Origin of the sequence: Kitasatospora sp. NPDC058162 (assembly GCF_042884005.1) — a bacterium.
GTDB lineage: Bacteria > Actinomycetota > Actinomycetes > Streptomycetales > Streptomycetaceae > Kitasatospora.
The window spans coordinates 229,213-246,195 of sequence record NZ_JBHVUS010000004.1; the positions used below are offsets into that span (position 1 = coordinate 229,213).

The following is a 16,983-nucleotide window of genomic DNA, read 5'->3' on the forward strand; positions in this document are numbered from 1 at the left end:
CTCCGGGCCCTTCGCGGTGGTGGGCCTAACAGGACTTGAACCTGTGGCCTCTTCCTTATCAGGGAAGCGCTCTAACCGTCTGAGCTATAGGCCCTCGCTGCACAGAGATAGTACCGGATGCCGCGCGACCTGCGACTCCATCCCGTCCCGGGAACGCCGAAGGGCCCGGAGTGGATCACTCCGGGCCCTTCGCGGTGGTGGGCCTAACAGGACTTGAACCTGTGGCCTCTTCCTTATCAGGGAAGCGCTCTAACCGTCTGAGCTATAGGCCCTTGCCGCACTGAAAGATTAGCGGACCGACCGCCGATCTCCCAAATCCGTTCCGACCGGGGTCGCGGCGGTGACCTCGGCGGCCGGGCGCACCAGCCACTCCTCGCGGGTCGGCGGCAGGCCCGACCCGCCCTGCTCGGTGCCGCGGACGGCGAGGATCTGGTTCACCCCGATCCGGTTCTGCTCGAAGGCCAGCGCGGAGGCGGCCATGTACAGCCGCCAGACCCGGGCGCGGCCGAGGCCGACCAGCCGGACCGCCTCCGTCCAGTGCGCCTCCAGGTTGGCCACCCACTCGCGCAGGGTCAGCCCGTAGTGCTCGCGCAGCGCCTCGACGTCCCGGACCTCGAAGCCCGCCTCCTCCAGCCGGGCCACGGTGGAACCGACCGGGGAGAGCTCGCCGTCGGGGAAGACGTAGCGGTCGATGAAGGGGCTGGTGCGGTGCGGTTCGCCGGGGTGGTCGGGGCGCCGGGCGATCTGGTGGTTGAGCAGCCGGCCGCCGGGTGCCAGCAGCCGGTACAGGCCCTCGGCGTAGACCCGGTACTGCTCGGCGCCGACGTGTTCGGCCATGCCGACGCTGGAGACCGCGTCGAAGGGGCCGTCGGTGATCTCCCGGTAGTCCTGGAGCCGGACCTCCACCCGGTCGGCCAGGCCGGCCTCCTCGACCCGCGCGCGGGCCAGCGCGACCTGCTCCCTGGAGATCGACACGCCGACCGCGGTGACCCCGTAGTGCTCGGCCGCGTGCAGCAGCAGCGAGCCCCAGCCGCAGCCGACATCCAGCAGCCGCATCCCGGGGTGCAGGTCGAGCTTGCGGCAGATCAGGTCGAGCTTGGCCTCCTGGGCGGCCTCCAGGCTCTTCGCCCCGGGCGTCCAGTAGGCGCACGAGTAGACCATGGAGGGGCCCAGCACGAGGCCGTAGAAGTCGTTCCCGACGTCGTAGTGGTGGCTGATGGCCGCGCGGTCCCGGCCGCGGCTGTGCAGCCGCCCCCCGGCCCGGCGGACCTCCTCCGGGGGCGGGGTGGGCTCCGGGCCGACCGCCCCGACCCGGAGGAGGGCGGCGACCGCCCGGCGGCCCCGGGCGTCGAGGACGTCGCGCGGCCCGAGGGACAGGGTGCGGATCTCCGGGAGCTCGGCGAAGCGGGCGACCGCGGAGAGCGTCTCGTAGAGGTCGGTGCCGGGGGCGAGGTCCAAGTCCCCCGCGACGTAGGCCCGGGCCAGGCCCAGCTCGCCCGGCTGCCAGAGCAGCCGGCGCAGCGCCCGGCGGTTGCGCAGGACCAGAGTGGGCGCTCCGGGCGGCCCGGCGACGCTGCCGTCCCAGGCCTGGACCCGCAGCGGGACCGGGACGCCCACCAGCCCGTCCAGGGCTTCCACCAGTTGACCTGCGAGCTTCGCCATCGCGCGCCTCCGTCCAGCCGTCCTGCGGAACCTCACCTGACCCGGTCGACCGACCGGGGCGGCCTGTGGCACTCCCAGGGGTGGGAACGGGCGGCGTCCAGCTAATCCCACCGCGGCCGGCCCGTTTCCGGGCGGCACGCCGCGGGGTGCCGGCTGTCACCCGAAATGCCGACGGGCCCCGCAGGCTGGAACAGCCTGCGGGGCCCGTGCATTCCGTCCGCGGACGGTGAATTGACCAGGGGTCAGGATCCGGCCGGATCAGTCCTCTTCGGCCAGGGTCAGCTCGACGCCGCCGGTGAAGCCGGCCGCCGCGTTGTAGATGAAGGCCGAGAGCGTGGACAGCGCGGTCAGCAGCACGACGTCGACCACGGCGATCAGCGTGGTGAACATCATGACCTTGCCGAAGCCGATGTAGTCCATCAGGTTCAGCTGGCTGCTGGCGTTGTCCGCACCGCCGCCGGTGACGTCCTTGAGGGTCTTGGTCAGCGAGTCGAAGACGCCGAGCGAGTCCAGCGTCATCCACAGCACGGCCGAGGCCACGATGATGATGATGCCGACAGCCAGCGACAGCAGGAAGCTGACCTTCATCACCGACCACGGGTCGACCTTGGTCACCCGCAGCCGGGCCTTGCGGGTCCGGCCGAGGCCGCCCCCGACGGTCGCGGGCCCGGCGGCGGCGGCGGGCCGGCGCGGCGCGCCGGGCACCGGGGTGCCGCCGGCCGGGGTGTTGCCGCCGGTCCGGGTGCCCCGGGCCGGGGTCGGCTGCCCCTTGGTGTACGTGGTCGGCTGCGAGAAGCCGCTCTGTCCGCCGGCCTGGCCCGCTCCGCCGACCGGCGGCATCAGCGAGGTGGACGCGGCCGAGTGCTCGGTCGGCGGCTGCCCCGGCACGCCGCCGTACGACCCCCCGCCCTGCGCGCCCGGACGGCCGCCGGAGGGTCCTCCCGCAGCACCCGTGGCTCCACTCACCTGGTCCTCCCGCACTTCCCACCAGGGCGGCGCCGCCCTGATCCGTCACTCGTCATCCAGCCCCCGGCGGGATTGCCCGGTACTGGTCGGCGTCCGATGCCGCCGCGCCCCACTCTGTGGACGCGGCGACACCGGTCTGCGGTTCGGTTCAGACCTCGGCGTCTCCGCCGACCGCCGTCCCCGCACCTTCGGCCGTCTCGGTGGACTCGGTGCCAGCGACCTCGTCCTCCGCCGTCTCCTCGTCCTCGGCCTCCGCGTTGCGGGCCATGCCCACCACCGCGTCGCGCTTTCCGAGGTTGATCAGTTGGACGCCCATGGTGTCACGTCCGGTTTCACGAACCTCGGAAACCCTCGTGCGGATCACCCCACCGGAGAGGGTGATCGCCATGATCTCGTCGGTGTCGTCGACCACCAGCGCGCCGACCAGCGAGCCCCGGCCCTCGACGATCTTCGCCGCCTTGGTGCCGTAGCCGCCGCGTCCCTGGACACGGTACTCGTCGACACCGGTCCGCTTGGCGTACCCGCCGTCCGTGGCGGTGAAGACGTACGTGCCCGGACGGACGACGTTCATCGAGAGCAGTTCGTCGTCCTCGCGGAAGGCCATGCCCTTGACGCCCGAGGTGGCGCGCCCGGTGGGCCGCAGCGCGTCGTCGGTCGCGGTGAAGCGGATCGACTGGGCCTTCTTGGAGACCAGCAGCAGGTCGTCCTCGGAGGAGACCAGCTCGGCGCCGATCAGCTCGTCGTCCCGGCCCTCCTCGTCCTGGCGCAGGTTGATCGCGATCAGGCCGCCGGAGCGCGGGGAGTCGTAGTCCTTGAGCGGGGACTTCTTCACCAGGCCGGCCCGGGTGGCCAGAACCAGGTACGGCTTGTCCTCGTAGGTGCGGACGGCCATCACCTGGGCGATGTGCTCCTCCGGCTGGAAGGCCAGCAGGTTGGCCACGTGCTGGCCGCGGGCGTCGCGGCCGGCGTCCGGCAGCTCGTAGCCCTTGGCGCGGTAGACCCGGCCCTTGTTGGTGAAGAACAGGATCCAGTTGTGGGTCGTCGTCACGAAGAAGTGGTCGACGATGTCGTCCTGCTTGAGCTGGGCACCGCGCACGCCCTTGCCGCCGCGCTTCTGCGAGCGGTAGAGGTCGGAGCGGGTCCGCTTGACGTAGCCGCCACGGGTGATCGTGACGACGATGTCCTCCTCGGCGATGAGGTCCTCGATGGAGAGGTCGCCGTCCGAGGGGATCAGGGTCGAGCGGCGCTCGTCGCCGTACTTGTCGACGATCGCGGTGAGCTCCTCGGAGATGATCTCCCGCTGGCGGATCGGCGAGGCCAGGATCGCGTTGTACTCGTCGATCTTGCGCTGCAGCTCGTCGTGCTCGTCCATGATCCGCTGGCGCTCCAGGGCGGCCAGTCGGCGCAGCTGCATCTCCAGGATCGCGTTCGCCTGGAGCTCGTCGATGTCCAGCAGGCCCATCAGGCCGGTGCGGGCGGCGTCGGCGCTGGCCGAGGCCCGGATCAGCGCGATGACCTCGTCGATCAGGTCCAGGGCCTTGAGCAGCGCGCGCAGGATGTGGGCGCGCTCCTCGGCCTTGCGCAGCCGGAAGGTGGTGCGCCGGACGATGACCTCGACCTGGTGGTTGACCCAGTGCCGGATGAAGGCGTCGAGCGACAGCGTGCGCGGCACGCCGTCGACCAGGGCCAGCATGTTGGCGCCGAAGTTGGTCTGCAGCTCGGTGTGCTTGTACAGGTTGTTGAGCACGACCTTGGCGACCGCGTCGCGCTTGAGCACGACCACCAGGCGCTGGCCGGTGCGGGACGAGGACTCGTCGCGGACGTCGGCGATGCCGGCGATCTTGCCGTCCTTGACCAGGTCGGCGATCTTCAGCGCGAGGTTGTCCGGGTTGACCTGGTACGGCAGCTCGGTGATCACCAGGCACTGGCGGCCCTGGATCTCCTCGACCTCGACCACGGCGCGCATGGTGACCGAGCCGCGGCCGGTGCGGTAGTAGTCGTCGATCCCGCGGCGGCCGACGATCAGCGCGCCGGTGGGGAAGTCGGGGCCCTTGATCCGCTCGATCAGGGCCTCCAGCAGCTCCTCGGCGGAGGCCTCGGGGTTCTCCAGGTACCAGAGCGCGCCGGAGGCGACCTCGCGCAGGTTGTGCGGCGGGATGTTGGTGGCCATGCCGACCGCGATGCCGGTGGCACCGTTGACCAGCAGGTTGGGGATGCGCGCGGGCAGGACGGTCGGCTCCTGCGAGCGGCCGTCGTAGTTGGGCGCGAAGTCGACGGTCTCCTCGTCGATGTCGCGCATCATCTCCATGGCCAGCGGCATCATCTTGCACTCGGTGTAGCGCATGGCCGCGGCCGGGTCGTTGCCTGGGGAGCCGAAGTTGCCGTTGCCGTCCACCAGCGGCATCCGCATCGACCACGGCTGGGCCAGGCGGACCACGGTGTCGTAGATCGAGGTGTCACCGTGCGGGTGGTAGTTGCCCATCACGTCGCCGACGACGCGGGCGCACTTGTAGTAGCCCTTCTCGGGCCGGTACCCGCCGTCGTACATCGCGTAGAGCACGCGGCGGTGCACCGGCTTGAGGCCGTCACGGACCTCGGGGAGCGCCCGGCTGACGATCACGCTCATCGCGTAGTCGAGGTACGAGCGCTGCATCTCGGTCTCGAGCTCGACCGGCTCGATCCGCATGGTCACCTGGGTGGTGGCCTCGGCGGCGGGGGTCTCGGGAGTCTCGGGCTGATCGCCTTCGGGACGGTTGTCGTCGACCACTGGTAGTCAGTTTCCTTTCACGCGGACTGGTACGTGCGGGGCCTGGTTCGCAGGCGTCACACGTCCAGGAAGCGGACGTCCTTGGCGTTGCGCTGGATGAAGGAGCGGCGGGCCTCGACGTCCTCGCCCATCAGCACGGAGAACAGCTCGTCGGCGCGGGCGGCGTCCTCCAGGGTGACCTGGAGCAGCAGCCGGTGCTCGACGTCCATGGTGGTGACCCGGAGCTCCTCGGCGTTCATCTCACCGAGACCCTTGAAGCGCTGGATCGCGTCGTCCTTGGGCAGCCGGCGGCCGGCCTCGACGCCGGCCGCGATCACCGCGTCGCGCTCGCGGTCGGAGTAGGCGTACTCGAAGTCGTCCTTGCCCCACTTGATCTTGTACAGCGGCGGCATGGCGAGGTAGACGTACCCGGACTCGACCAGCGGCCGCATGAAGCGGAACAGCAGGGTCAGCAGCAGGGTGCGGATGTGCTGCCCGTCGACGTCGGCGTCCGCCATCAGGACGATCTTGTGGTACCGCAGCTTGGACTCGTCGTAGTCCTCCTGGATGCCGCAGCCGAAGGCCGAGATCAGCGCCTGGACCTCGGTGTTCTGCAGCACCTTGTCGATCCGGGCCTTCTCGACGTTCAGGATCTTGCCGCGGATCGGCAGGATGGCCTGGGTGCGCGGGTCGCGGCCCTGCTTGGCCGAGCCGCCGGCGGAGTCACCCTCGACGATGAAGATCTCGCACTCGGACGGGTCCTTGGACTGGCAGTCCGAGAGCTTGCCCGGCAGCGAGGCGGACTCCAGCAGGCCCTTGCGGCGGGTGAGGTCGCGGGCCTTGCGGGCGGCGACGCGCGCGGTGGCGGCCTGGATGGACTTGCGGATGATGTCCGAAGCCTCGTTGGGGTTGCGGTCCAGCCAGTCGTTCAGCTGCTCGTGGACGACCTTCTGGACGAAGGTCTTCGCCTCGGTGTTGCCGAGCTTGTCCTTGGTCTGGCCCTCGAACTGCGGCTCGCCGAGCTTGACCGAGATGATCGCGGTCAGGCCCTCGCGGATGTCCTCGCCGGAGAGGTTGTCGTCCTTCTCGCGGAGCAGCTTCTTGTCCCGCGCGTAGCGGTTGACCAGGCCGGTCAGCGCGGCGCGGAAGCCCTCCTCGTGGGTACCGCCGCCGTGGGTGTGGATGGTGTTGGCGAAGCTGTAGACCCCCTCGGTGTAGGAGGAGTTCCACTGCATCGCGATCTCCACCGAGATCGCCTTGTCCTTGTCCTCCGCCTCGAAGTCGATCACCGAGGGGTGGACGACCTCGCCCTTGCGGGAGTTGAGGTGGGCGACGAAGTCGGCGATGCCGCCGTCGTACTTGTACGTGACGGTGAGCGGCTTGCCGTCCTCGTCCACGTGCTCGGGGCGCTCGTCGGTCAGCGAGATCGACAGGCCCTTGTTGAGGAAGGCCATCTCCTGGAAGCGCCGGGAGAGCGTCTCGAAGGAGTAGACGGTGGTCTCGAAGATGTCGGCGTCGGCCCAGAAGGTCACCGTGGTGCCGGTGCGGTCGGTCTCGGCGCCCTTGACCAGGGCGGCGGTCGGCGCGCCCATCTTGTAGTCCTGGGTCCAGATGTGGCCGTCCTTGTGGATCTCCACCGAGAGCCGGGTGGACAGCGCGTTCACCACCGAGACGCCGACGCCGTGCAGACCGCCGGAGACGGCGTAGCCGCCGCCGCCGAACTTGCCGCCCGCGTGCAGGACGGTGAGCACGACCTCGACGGCGGGCTTGTCCTGGCCGGGGACGATGTCCACCGGGATGCCGCGGCCGTTGTCGACGCAGCGGATGGCGCCGTCGGGCATGATCGTGACGTCGATGGTGTCGGCGTACCCGGCCATCGCCTCGTCGACGGAGTTGTCCACGACCTCCTGCACCAGGTGGTGCAGGCCGCGCTCACCGGTGGAGCCGATGTACATGCCGGGGCGCTTGCGGACGGCGTCGAGGCCTTCCAGCACCTGGATGTTGCTACCGGTGTAGGAAGACTGGTCGGTCTGGTCTGGGGTCTGGCTGGGGTTGCCGGAATCGGCCACGAAGCGCCCTCTCTGGCACAGCGCGGGCCGCATTCCAGCCCCGTGCGGGCGGGCGTGCGACCACGGCGTTTCGACTCGGTTGCCACTAGCAACAGTGTTTGGCTCTCAGTCTACCGGTACGACTGACAGAGATGGGCGTTTGGCAGCCCTTGAAGGCAGATATGCCGCCCTGAATCCCCTCGGGACGTGTCCCGATACTCGCCCCGGGGGCCCGGGGCGCCTGGAAGGGCCGTCAGGGGTTCCGGAAGATCGTGGTCCGATCCCGGTCGGGACCGACCGCCGCCGGCCGGGCTCAGCCCCAGGTGTCGCCCGGACCCTTGCTCCCGGGCGCGCGCAGCCGGCCGTAGCCGCGGGCCGGTGCGGCCGGGCCGAGCACCTTGATGGTCCGGACCGTGCCGTGCCCCAGCTCGTGGTTCAGACGGGCCACCAACTGCCGTGCCAGCCAGCGGAGTTGGGTGGCCCACGCGGTGGAGTCGCACTGCACGGTGAGCACCGCGTCGGCATCGTCGTAGGAGGAGGGGTGGCAGTGCGCGGCGATGTCCGGGCCGACGATCTGCGGCCAACGGCCCATCACCCCGCCGACCGCGGCCGAGGACTCCCAGCCGCGCTCGGTCAGCAGCCGGTTCAACGCCGCGCCCAGCGGGACCGGGTCGCGGCCGTCCGAGCGGGCGCCGCTGCGCAGCCCGTGCCGCTTCGCCTCGCGCTTCTGCTGGACCTGCTCACCGCGCTGACGGGCCTGGGCGCGGGCCGCCCGCAGGGCGGACCGGGCCAGGTCGGCACCGGTGGGCGCGGCGGCGCCGGGGCCGGGGGAGGTCTCCGCCGAATCGCTCACGGCGATCTCCTTTCCCCAGCCTGTGGACAACCCCGAGCCGTCCAGCCTACGGGAGCGCGCGCACGCCCGACGTCGGCACCTGCCGCGGTGCGGGTGGCGGCGGGAACGGGGTGGGCGGGGTATCAGGCGTCGATCCGGCGCACGGCGCCGTCGGAGACCGCGAACCGGGCGCCGGCCAGCGCCTTCGGCACGTCCTCGGCCACCGCCGCCGTCACCAGCACCTGCTCGCCGTCGGCCACCAGCTCGGCCAGCCGGTCCCGGCGGGCGGCGTCCAGCTCGGCGAACACGTCGTCCAGGATCAGCACCGGCTCGCCGCCGTCGGCGCGCAGCAGCTCGTACGAGGCCAGCCGCAGCGCCAGCGCGAACGACCAGGACTCACCGTGGCTGGCGTAGCCCTTGGCGGGCAGCGGGCCCAGCTTGAGCACCAGCTCGTCGCGGTGCGGGCCGACCAGGGTGATCCCCCGCTCGACCTCCTGCTTGCGGACCGCCTGCAGCGCCGCCAGCAACTGCTCCTCGGCCTGCTCCCGGCTGCTCGGCAGCTCGCCCTCGAAGGAGCTGCGGTACTCCAGCACGGTCTCCCCGCCGCCCGGGGCCACCCGGCCGTACGCCCCCGTCACCAGCGGCTGCAGGGCGGCCACCAGCTGGATCCGGAAGGCCGTCAACTCGGCCCCGGCGCGGGCCAGATGGCCGTCCCAGACCTCCAGGGTGGACAGGTCGGCGCCCTTGCCGCCGCCGGCCCGCCGGGCCATCGCGGCGGTCTTCAGCAGGGCGTTGCGCTGCTTGAGCACCCGCTCGTAGTCCTGCCGGACCCCGGCCAGCCGGGGGGCCCGGGCGGTCAGCAGCTCGTCCAGGAAGCGCCGGCGCTCGCCCGGGTCGCCCTTGACCAGGCTGAGGTCCTCGGGGGCGAACAGCACGGTGCGCAGCAGGCCCAGCACGTCGCGCGGGCGGACGTTGTCCGAGCGGTTGATCCGGGCCCGGTTGGCCTTGCCCGCCGTGAGCTCCAGCTCGACCAGGGAGGAGCGGCCGCGGTCCACCACCGAGGTACGGATGACCGCCCGCTCGGCGCCCAGCCTGATCAGCGGGGCGTCGGTGGCCACCCGGTGGCTGCCCAGGGTGGCGACGTAGCCGATCGCCTCGACCAGGTTGGTCTTGCCCTGGCCGTTGGGCCCGACGAAGGCCGTCACGCCCGGGTCGAGGGGAACCTCGGCCCGGGCGTACGACCGGAAGTCGGCGAGCGACAGGTGCGCGACGTGCATGGCTGTGGACTGCGCCCGCCTTCTGTGTCTGGGGCTACCCGGGGAACGGCCCCCGGGGCCCCGGCCGGTTCTCGGTTACTTGGACTCGACCGCGTGGCCGCCGAACTGGTTGCGCAGCGCGGCGATCATCTTCATCTGCGGCGAGTCGTCCTGGCGGGAGGCGAAGCGGGCGAACAGCGAGGCGGTGATCGCCGGCAGCGGCACGGCGTGGTCGATCGCGGCCTCGACGGTCCAGCGGCCCTCGCCGGAGTCGGCGGCCCAGCCGCGCAGCTTGGCCAGGTGCTCGTCCTCGTCCAGGGCCCGGACGGCGAGGTCCAGCAGCCAGGAGCGGATGACGGTGCCCTCCTGCCAGCTGCGGAAGACCTCGCGCACGTCGGTGACCTCGGGGGCGGCCTCCAGCAGCTCCCAGCCCTCGGCGAAGGCCTGCATCATCGCGTACTCGATGCCGTTGTGGACCATCTTGGCGAAGTGGCCGGCGCCGACCGCGCCCGCGTGCACCGAGCCGAAGTCGCCCTCGGGCTTGAGCGCGTCGAAGACCGGCAGGACGCGGGCGACGTGCTCGGCGTCGCCGCCGTACATCAGCGCGTAGCCGTTCTCCAGGCCCCAGACGCCGCCGGAGACGCCGCAGTCGACGAAGCCGATGCCCTTGGCGGCCAGCGCCTCGGCGTGCTTGACGTCGTCGGTCCAGCGGGAGTTGCCGCCGTCCACCACGACATCGCCGGGGGAGAGCAGCTCGGCGAGCTCGTCGACGGTCGCCTGGGTCGCGGCACCGGCCGGAACCATCACCCAGACCACGCGCGGGCCCTGGAGCTTGGAGACGAGCTCCTGCAGGGTCTCGACGTCGGAGATCTCCGGGTTGCGGTCGTATCCGATGACGGTGTGGCCGGCGCGGCGGATCCGCTCGCGCATGTTGCCGCCCATCTTGCCGAGACCGATGAGGCCGAGCTCCATGACCAAATCCTTACTGTGGGGACGTGCCTGGCGGCGGCGCCGTTGCCGCACTCCCCGAGCCTACGCTTCCGGCGGTTCCGGACTCGGCGGGGTCGGGCCGACCGGGGGAGACGTCCACAGGCTGTGCACAGCGGGTGTGCACAGCCTGTGGGTAACCGATCGGGTGACCGGTCGGAACGGCGATCGGGCCGGACGGAGGGTCAGCCGGAGAGGCGGACCGGCATGATCAGGTACTGGTACGCCTTGTCCTCCTCGGCGTCCACCGAGACCTTGCCGCTGAGCAGCGCGGGCTTGGTCGGGGTGGTGAAGCTCAGCTGGGCGAAGGGGGAGTCGATGGCCTTGAGGCCCTCCTCCAGGTAGCCCGGGTTGAAGGCGATCGAGATGTCGTCGCCCTCGAGGTCGGCCTCGATCCGCTCGGTGGCCTGGGCGTCGTCGCCCGAGCCGGCCTCCAGGGTCAGCACGCCCTGCTCGAAGTTCAGCCGGACCGGGGTGTTGCGCTCGGCGACCAGCGAGACGCGCTTGAGCGCCTCCAGGAAGGGCTGGGTCTGGATCGCGGCGACCGCGCTGAACTCGGTCGGGAAGAGGCTGCGGAACTTGGGGAACTCGCCCTCCAGCAGCCGGGTGGTGGTGCGGCGGCCGGCGCCCTCGAAGCCGATCAGGCCCTCGCCCGCACCGCCCGAGGAGAGCGCGATGGAGACGGTGTCGCCGCTGCCCAGGGACTTGGCGATGTCCTGGAGCGTCTTGGCGGGCACCAGGGCGACCGCGGAGATGTCCGACTGCTCGGGCTTCCACAGCAGGTCGCGGACGGCGAAGCGGTAGCGGTCGGTGGCGGCCAGGGTGATCCGGTCGCCCTCGATCTCGACCCGGACACCGGTGAGCACCGGCAGGGTGTCGTCCCGGCCGGCCGCGACGGCCGCCTGGCTGACCGCGGAGGCGAAGACGTCACCGGCGACGGTGCCGGTGGCGGTCGGCATCTGGGGCAGCGCCGGGTACTCGTCCACGGGCAGGGTGGGGAGGGTGAAGCGGGAGCTGCCGCAGACCACGCTGACCCGCTGGCCGTCGGTGGAGATCTCCACAGGCCTGTTGGGAAGGTTGCGCGAGATGTCGTTGAGCAGGCGACCGGAGACCAGGACGGTGCCGGCCTCCTCGACGTCCGCCTCGAGCTCGACCCGGGCCGAGACCTCGTAGTCGAAGCCGGACAGCGCCAGGCTGCCCTCCTGCGCGGTCAGCAGCAGGCCGGCCAGCACCGGCACCGGCGGCCGTGCCGGGAGGCTGCGGGCAGCCCAGGCCACCGCCTCCGCGAGGACGTCACGCTCCACCCGGAACTTCACCGGTAACCGCCTCCTGGATCGAGCGCTCCCGCTCGCACTCTGGTTCGTCTGATCTTGATCGTCGGTGCGCCTGTCCGCCGAGCTCTACCACTCCGCTTCCAGTCGCAGAGGACAGTCTGACGTACTCCGCCGACAGACGGGGCAGACGGGCGGAAGCAAACCCGAACAGATGTCGGGGCGCGGTTGTCCACAGATTTCGGGACCCCCCACTTTCAAAGCAGGTTCACGGTCTATCTGTGTAGCGGTAGTAGTAGGGCCTGTGGAAACCGTGGATAACCCTGTTTCCGCAGGTCAGCGCCCGAATTTTGTCCACAGTCGGTGTGGACGGCGGCTGTGGACGGACAGGGCCCGCTGTGGACAGCCGAGCGTTACCCACAGGGCACGCAGGGTATCCACAGGTTATCCCCAGGGCTGTCCCCAGATCCGGGCCCGGTTATCCACGGGCGCCGGTCAACTTTACGTGACGCCTTTCACACCAGGGTATGAACGGCGGCCCAAGGTTGTCGAACTGTGGACCCCGCTGTGGACAACCTGGGGATAACGGCCCCGGCCCTGGGGACAACCGGTGGATAACCCGGACGGCCCACTGGTGGCCCGTCAATTGTCCACACCCTGTGGATAACCGTTGTGCACAAGTCCACAGGCACCTGACCTGCGCGGAAGAGCGTAGCGGTGACGGGCCTGTGGACGAATTCTGGATAACTCCGGACTCCCCAGCCTGTGGACTGTGCGAAAGGGGCCCGTCCTGTGGACAACTGCCCTGCGCGCCGGTGGTTTTCGAATCACCGGTCAGTTGTTCGGCGCGGGCTGTGGACTGGTGGAACGTCCGTCGCCCGGATCCATGCCCAACCGCGGGCCGGCGCACACCTGTGGAAACGGCGGAAGGGCGCCAGGATCGCTCCTGACGCCCTTCCGGGGCCGTGTGGCCGCTCGCCCCAACTCGCGGCGGACGGCTAGCTCTTGATGCGGTTGGTCAGCTCGGTGACCTGGTTGTAGATGGAGCGCCGCTCGGCCATCAGCGAGCGGATCTTCCGGTCCGCGTGCATCACCGTGGTGTGGTCGCGGCCGCCGAACTGGGCGCCGATCTTCGGCAGCGAGAGGTCGGTGAGCTCCCGGCACAGGTACATGGCGATCTGCCGGGCCGTCACCAGCACCCGGCTGCGCGAGGAACCGCAGAGGTCGTCCACGCCGAGCCCGAAGTAGGCGGCGGTCTGCTGCATGATGACCTGCGCGGTGATCTCCGGGCCGGCGTCCTCGTCCCCGCCCGGGATCAGGTCCTTGAGGACGATCCCGGCCAACTCCAGGTCCACCGGGGCCCGGTTGAGGTTGGCGAAGGCGGTCACCCGGATCAGGGCGCCCTCCAACTCCCGGATGTTGCGGGTGATCCGGGACGCGATGAACTCCAACACGTCGGCGGGAGCGTTGAGTTGTTCCTGGATCGCCTTCTTGCGCAGGATCGCGATCCGGGTCTCCAGCTCCGGCGGGGTGACGTCGGTGATCAGACCCCACTCGAAGCGGTTGCGCAGCCGGTCCTCCAGCGTGGTCAGCAGTTTGGGCGGCCGGTCCGAGGACAGCACGATCTGCTTGTTCGCGTTGTGGAGGGTGTTGAAGGTGTGGAAGAACTCCTCCTGGGTGGACTCCTTGCTCGCCAGGAACTGGATGTCGTCCACCAGCAGGATGTCCATGTCCCGGTAGCGGCGGCGGAAGGTGTCCGCCTTGCCGTCCCGGATCGAGTTGATGAACTCGTTGGTGAACTCCTCCGAGGACACGTAGCGCACCCGGGTGCCCGGGAAGAGGCTGCGCGAGTAGTGCCCGATGGCGTGCAGCAGGTGGGTCTTGCCCAGCCCGGACTCGCCGTAGATGAAGAGCGGGTTGTACGCCTTGGCCGGAGCCTCGGCGACGGCCACCGCCGCCGCGTGGGCGAAGCGGTTGCTGGCGCCGATGACGAAGGTGTCGAACAGGTACTTGGGGTTCAGCCGGGCGGCCGGCTCGTCCTTGCGGGAGCCGCCGGCCGGGGGAGCGCCGGGCGGGGCGGGCACCCCGGGGACGGCGGGGCGCTCGGTCGGCGGCTCCGCCGACTTCTCGGCCGGGCGGCCGCCGGCGGGCCGGGCGCCGTGCCCGCGGCGGCCGGCGCCGGTGCGGGGCTGCTCGCCGGGGCCGGGGCCGTAGGCACCGCCGAAGAGGTCGCCCTGGGTGGTCGAGGGCGGGCTGGGGAGGTGCCGCGGCACCTGGCGGGGCGAGGGCTCCTCGGGCTCGTGGTACGGCGCCTGCGGCTCCTGGTAGCCGGGCCAGGGCTGGGCCGGCTGGCCGCCGTAGGGGGCCGGGCGCTGCTCGTAGCCGCCGGTGTCGTAGCGGGGGCGCTCGTAGTCCTGCTCGTACGGCTGCTGGTAGCCCTGGTCGCCGTAGCCGGAGTCCTCCTCGACCGGGCCCGGGTACGGCTCGGCGGGGGCCTGGGGGCCCGGCGCGGGGGCGGTGGGCACGGCGTTGGCGTCGACCATCACGGCGATCCGGACGGGACGGCTGAGCTCGCGGCTGAGCGCGTCGGTCAGCTGGGGCAGCAGCCGACCCTCCAGCACCTGCTTGGCCCGCTCGTTCGGGGTCGCCAGCAGGGCGGTGTCGTGCATCATCCACATGGGCTGGGTGCGCTGCACCCACTGCTTGTCCATCTCCCCGACATCGGGGTCGTTGACCAGCCGCTCGACGACCCTCGCCCAGACCGGGACGAGGTCGCTGTTGCCATCAGCCACTGGTGCACGCTTTCGAAGAACAAACCAGACAAGTCCTGCAACGGTAGTCAGCGAACAGGGACGGATCAAGTCGTTGTCCACAGGCTGTGGGTAAACGGCTCCTCCGGACGGCTGGTTTGACCCTCGTGCCCCGTCCCGCGTACCGTAACCAGGTCGAGTTGTCGATGGCCGCTGCCGCATGTCCGCGGGTCCACCCGCTCCATAAGGCGCGCAGCACGGGCGCCGTGGATTGCCTCAGACCCCAGCCGAACTGGGGCGATGGGCCGGATTTCCGAATTCCAGGGAGATCACGCGGACGCACGGTGACGGCCAAGCGACACCCCGTCATCCTACGATTCACCTCAGGAGCCCCCGAGTGAGCAAGCGCACCTTCCAGCCGAACAACCGTCGTCGCGCCAAGACCCACGGCTTCCGGCTGCGTATGCGTACCCGCGCCGGCCGCGCCATCCTGGCTGCCCGCCGTGGCAAGGGCCGCGCCAGCCTGTCCGCCTGATCCGCACCAGAGTCTGTTGTGCTGCCCTCCGAGAATCGGCTGCGGCGGCGCCAGGACTTCGCGACCGCGGTGAAACGCGGTCGCCGGGCCGGCCGGCCCCTTCTGGTCGTCCATCTCAGCAGAGAAGGCGACCCGCAGGGGCAGACCGACCGGACCAGCGACTCCCGCCCGCACGTCGCCGAGGGGACTCCTTCGGCGCGTGCGGGTTTCGTCGTGAGCAAGGCCGTTGGCCCGGCGGTCGTCCGCAACCTGGTGAAGCGCCGGTTGCGCCATCTCGTTCGTGATCGTCTGTCCAGGCTGCCCGCCGGTAGCCTGATAGTGGTGCGCGCGCTGCCCCAGGCCGCGACCGCCTCGTACCAGGAGCTGGAACGCGACCTGGACGCGGCGCTCAAGCGGCTGTTGAGGGCCGAGCCCACCGCCACGGCGCCGACGGGAGCAGGGCGATGAAGTACCTGCTGATGGGTCTGATCAGGGTCTACCAGTGGACGATCAGCCCACTGCTCGGTCCGGTCTGCCGTTACTACCCCTCCTGCTCGCACTACGGCTTCGAGGCCGTGAAGGTGCACGGGGCGGTCAAGGGCGGCGGGCTGACCGTGTGGCGCATCCTCCGTTGCAATCCCTGGTCACCTGGCGGGGTGGACCACGTCCCTCCCCGCAAGCACCCGGTGTGGCACCGCCGGCTGCGTGATCTGCTGAGCCCCAAGAGCGGGACCGCCGAGCCGGAGCCGGTGGCGAAGCCCGATGCCCAAGGAGTCTGACCGGTGACCTTCGGTTTTCTGAGTCCCCTCTACACAGCGGTGTCCTGGATCATCGTCCAGTTCCACTCGCTGTACAGCAACGTCTTCGACCCGGACGGTGGCTGGGCCTGGGGTCTGGCCATCGCCTCGATGGTGGTCGTCATCCGGATCTGCCTGATCCCGCTCTTCGTGAAGCAGATCAAGGCGACCCGGGCCATGCAGGCGATCCAGCCGAAGATGAAGGCCATCCAGGAGCGCTACAAGAACGACCGGCAGCGCCAGTCCGAAGAGATGATGAAGCTGTACAAGGATGCGGGTACCAACCCGTTCTCCAGCTGCCTTCCCATCATCGTTCAGGCGCCGTTCTTCACCGCCCTCTACGGCGTGCTCTCCAACGTCGCCAAGGGCCACGACATCGGCGTGATCCACGGCAGCCTGCTGGTGAGCGCCGGCAAGGCGCACATCTTCGGCGCCCCGCTGTCCGCGACCTTCCTCGGCAGCCCGGAGACCAGCGTCAAGATCGTCACCGCGGTGATGATCGTGATGATGTCGCTGTCGCAGTTCGTCACCCAGCGCCAGCTGATGACCAAGAACGTCGACCTCACGGTCAAGACGCCGTTCATGCAGCAGCAGAAGATGCTGATGTACGTCTTCCCGGTCATGTTCGCCGTGATGGGCATCAACTTCCCGGTCGGTGTCCTGGTCTACTGGCTGACCACCAACGTCTGGTCGATGGGCCAGCAGCTGGTCGTCATCCGCAACAACCCGACCCCGGGCAGCAAGGCCTTCGAGGAGCGCCAGGCGCGGCTGAAGAAGGCCGGCCGACTGCGTTCGGACGGTACGGAGATCAAGGGCGCGCTCTGGGGCATGCTGCCCCCGTCCAAGACGGCCATCGCCGAGGCGGCCTCCGCCGCCGCCGTGGTCGAGGAGTCGGTCCGGGCGAGCCGCCAGCAGCCCCGCCGCCAGACCAAGGCCCAGCGCCAGCAGGGCGGTGCCGCCCAGGCGACCGAGCCGAGCGAGGACACCCAGGTCGAGCAGCCCGCCGAGGACGCCGTCCCGGCGGACTCCGGTGCCAAGGCGACGGCCGCCAAGCCCACTGCGGCCAAGCCCGGCGGCACCAAGCAGGGCACCCGGCAGCAGCCCAAGCGTGGCGGCCAGCGGCCGAAGAAGAAGTCCTGACCGACTTCTGCGAA

The 16,983-nt window shown here is 70.5% G+C and carries 13 protein-coding genes and 2 tRNA genes; 4 read left to right on the forward strand and 11 right to left on the reverse strand.

Translation table 11 applies throughout. The features are described 5' to 3' along the window. Positions 1 to 17: 17 nt before the first annotated feature. The 11 genes from ACFVXG_RS10175 to dnaA form a co-directional block, all read right to left on the reverse strand. Positions 18 to 94, reverse strand: a tRNA-Ile gene (locus tag ACFVXG_RS10175). 101 nt (positions 95 to 195) lie between these two features. Next, a tRNA-Ile gene (locus ACFVXG_RS10180) sits at positions 196 to 272 on the reverse strand. Between the two features lie 16 nt (positions 273 to 288). Then, positions 289 to 1,662, reverse strand: a complete 1,374-nt coding sequence (locus tag ACFVXG_RS10185) for a class I SAM-dependent methyltransferase (RefSeq protein ID WP_387926104.1) — start codon at positions 1,660 to 1,662, stop codon at positions 289 to 291. 258 nt (positions 1,663 to 1,920) lie between these two features. After that, on the reverse strand, positions 1,921 to 2,628 hold the full coding sequence (locus ACFVXG_RS10190) for a DUF3566 domain-containing protein (RefSeq protein WP_387926106.1): 708 nt from the start codon (positions 2,626 to 2,628) through the stop codon (positions 1,921 to 1,923). 148 nt (positions 2,629 to 2,776) lie between these two features. Next, positions 2,777 to 5,314 (reverse strand): DNA gyrase subunit A, encoded by a 2,538-nt coding sequence (gene gyrA, locus ACFVXG_RS10195; protein WP_387926497.1) that lies wholly within the window; start codon positions 5,312 to 5,314, stop codon positions 2,777 to 2,779. A 137-nt stretch (positions 5,315 to 5,451) separates the two neighbouring features. Then, positions 5,452 to 7,476 (reverse strand): DNA topoisomerase (ATP-hydrolyzing) subunit B, encoded by a 2,025-nt coding sequence (gyrB, locus tag ACFVXG_RS10200; protein WP_387926108.1) that lies wholly within the window; start codon positions 7,474 to 7,476, stop codon positions 5,452 to 5,454. A 259-nt stretch (positions 7,477 to 7,735) separates the two neighbouring features. Beyond that, complete coding sequence (locus ACFVXG_RS10205) at positions 7,736 to 8,275, reverse strand: DUF721 domain-containing protein (RefSeq protein ID WP_387926110.1); 540 nt, start codon at positions 8,273 to 8,275, stop codon at positions 7,736 to 7,738. A 122-nt stretch (positions 8,276 to 8,397) separates the two neighbouring features. After that, positions 8,398 to 9,531: a DNA replication/repair protein RecF gene (gene recF, locus ACFVXG_RS10210; RefSeq protein ID WP_387926112.1), complete on the reverse strand. Its 1,134-nt coding sequence runs from the start codon at positions 9,529 to 9,531 to the stop codon at positions 8,398 to 8,400. A 75-nt stretch (positions 9,532 to 9,606) separates the two neighbouring features. After that, positions 9,607 to 10,482: a phosphogluconate dehydrogenase (NAD(+)-dependent, decarboxylating) gene (gene gnd / locus ACFVXG_RS10215; RefSeq protein ID WP_387926114.1), complete on the reverse strand. Its 876-nt coding sequence runs from the start codon at positions 10,480 to 10,482 to the stop codon at positions 9,607 to 9,609. Positions 10,483 to 10,682: 200 nt separating this feature from the next. Next, a complete protein-coding gene (gene dnaN / locus ACFVXG_RS10220) occupies positions 10,683 to 11,813 on the reverse strand; it encodes a DNA polymerase III subunit beta (RefSeq protein WP_350515684.1) in 1,131 nt (376 codons plus the stop codon). Between the two features lie 953 nt (positions 11,814 to 12,766). Further along, the gene (gene dnaA, locus ACFVXG_RS10225) at positions 12,767 to 14,560 is read right to left on the reverse strand and encodes a chromosomal replication initiator protein DnaA (protein WP_387926117.1); all 1,794 of its coding nucleotides are present in this window, start codon (positions 14,558 to 14,560) and stop codon (positions 12,767 to 12,769) included. Between the two features lie 355 nt (positions 14,561 to 14,915). Here dnaA and rpmH point away from each other — a divergent pair, with 355 nt between their 5' ends. From rpmH to yidC, 4 genes are read left to right on the forward strand one after another with little or no spacing between them, the layout of a single operon-like run. Further along, entirely contained in the window at positions 14,916 to 15,053 is a 138-nt protein-coding gene (gene rpmH, locus ACFVXG_RS10230; RefSeq protein WP_030059672.1) for a 50S ribosomal protein L34, read from the forward strand. An 18-nt stretch (positions 15,054 to 15,071) separates the two neighbouring features. Next, positions 15,072 to 15,500 carry a ribonuclease P protein component gene (gene rnpA / locus ACFVXG_RS10235; RefSeq protein WP_387926119.1) on the forward strand — a complete coding sequence of 143 codons (429 nt, stop codon included), beginning with the start codon at positions 15,072 to 15,074 and terminating at the stop codon, positions 15,498 to 15,500. Beyond that, complete coding sequence (gene yidD / locus ACFVXG_RS10240; RefSeq protein WP_375891840.1) at positions 15,497 to 15,811, forward strand: membrane protein insertion efficiency factor YidD; 315 nt, start codon at positions 15,497 to 15,499, stop codon at positions 15,809 to 15,811. The genes rnpA and yidD overlap by 4 nt, the downstream gene beginning before the upstream one ends. A gap of 3 nt (positions 15,812 to 15,814) precedes the next feature. Next, positions 15,815 to 16,969 (forward strand): membrane protein insertase YidC, encoded by a 1,155-nt coding sequence (gene yidC / locus ACFVXG_RS10245; protein WP_387926121.1) that lies wholly within the window; start codon positions 15,815 to 15,817, stop codon positions 16,967 to 16,969. The last annotated feature ends 14 nt before the right edge of the window (positions 16,970 to 16,983 follow it).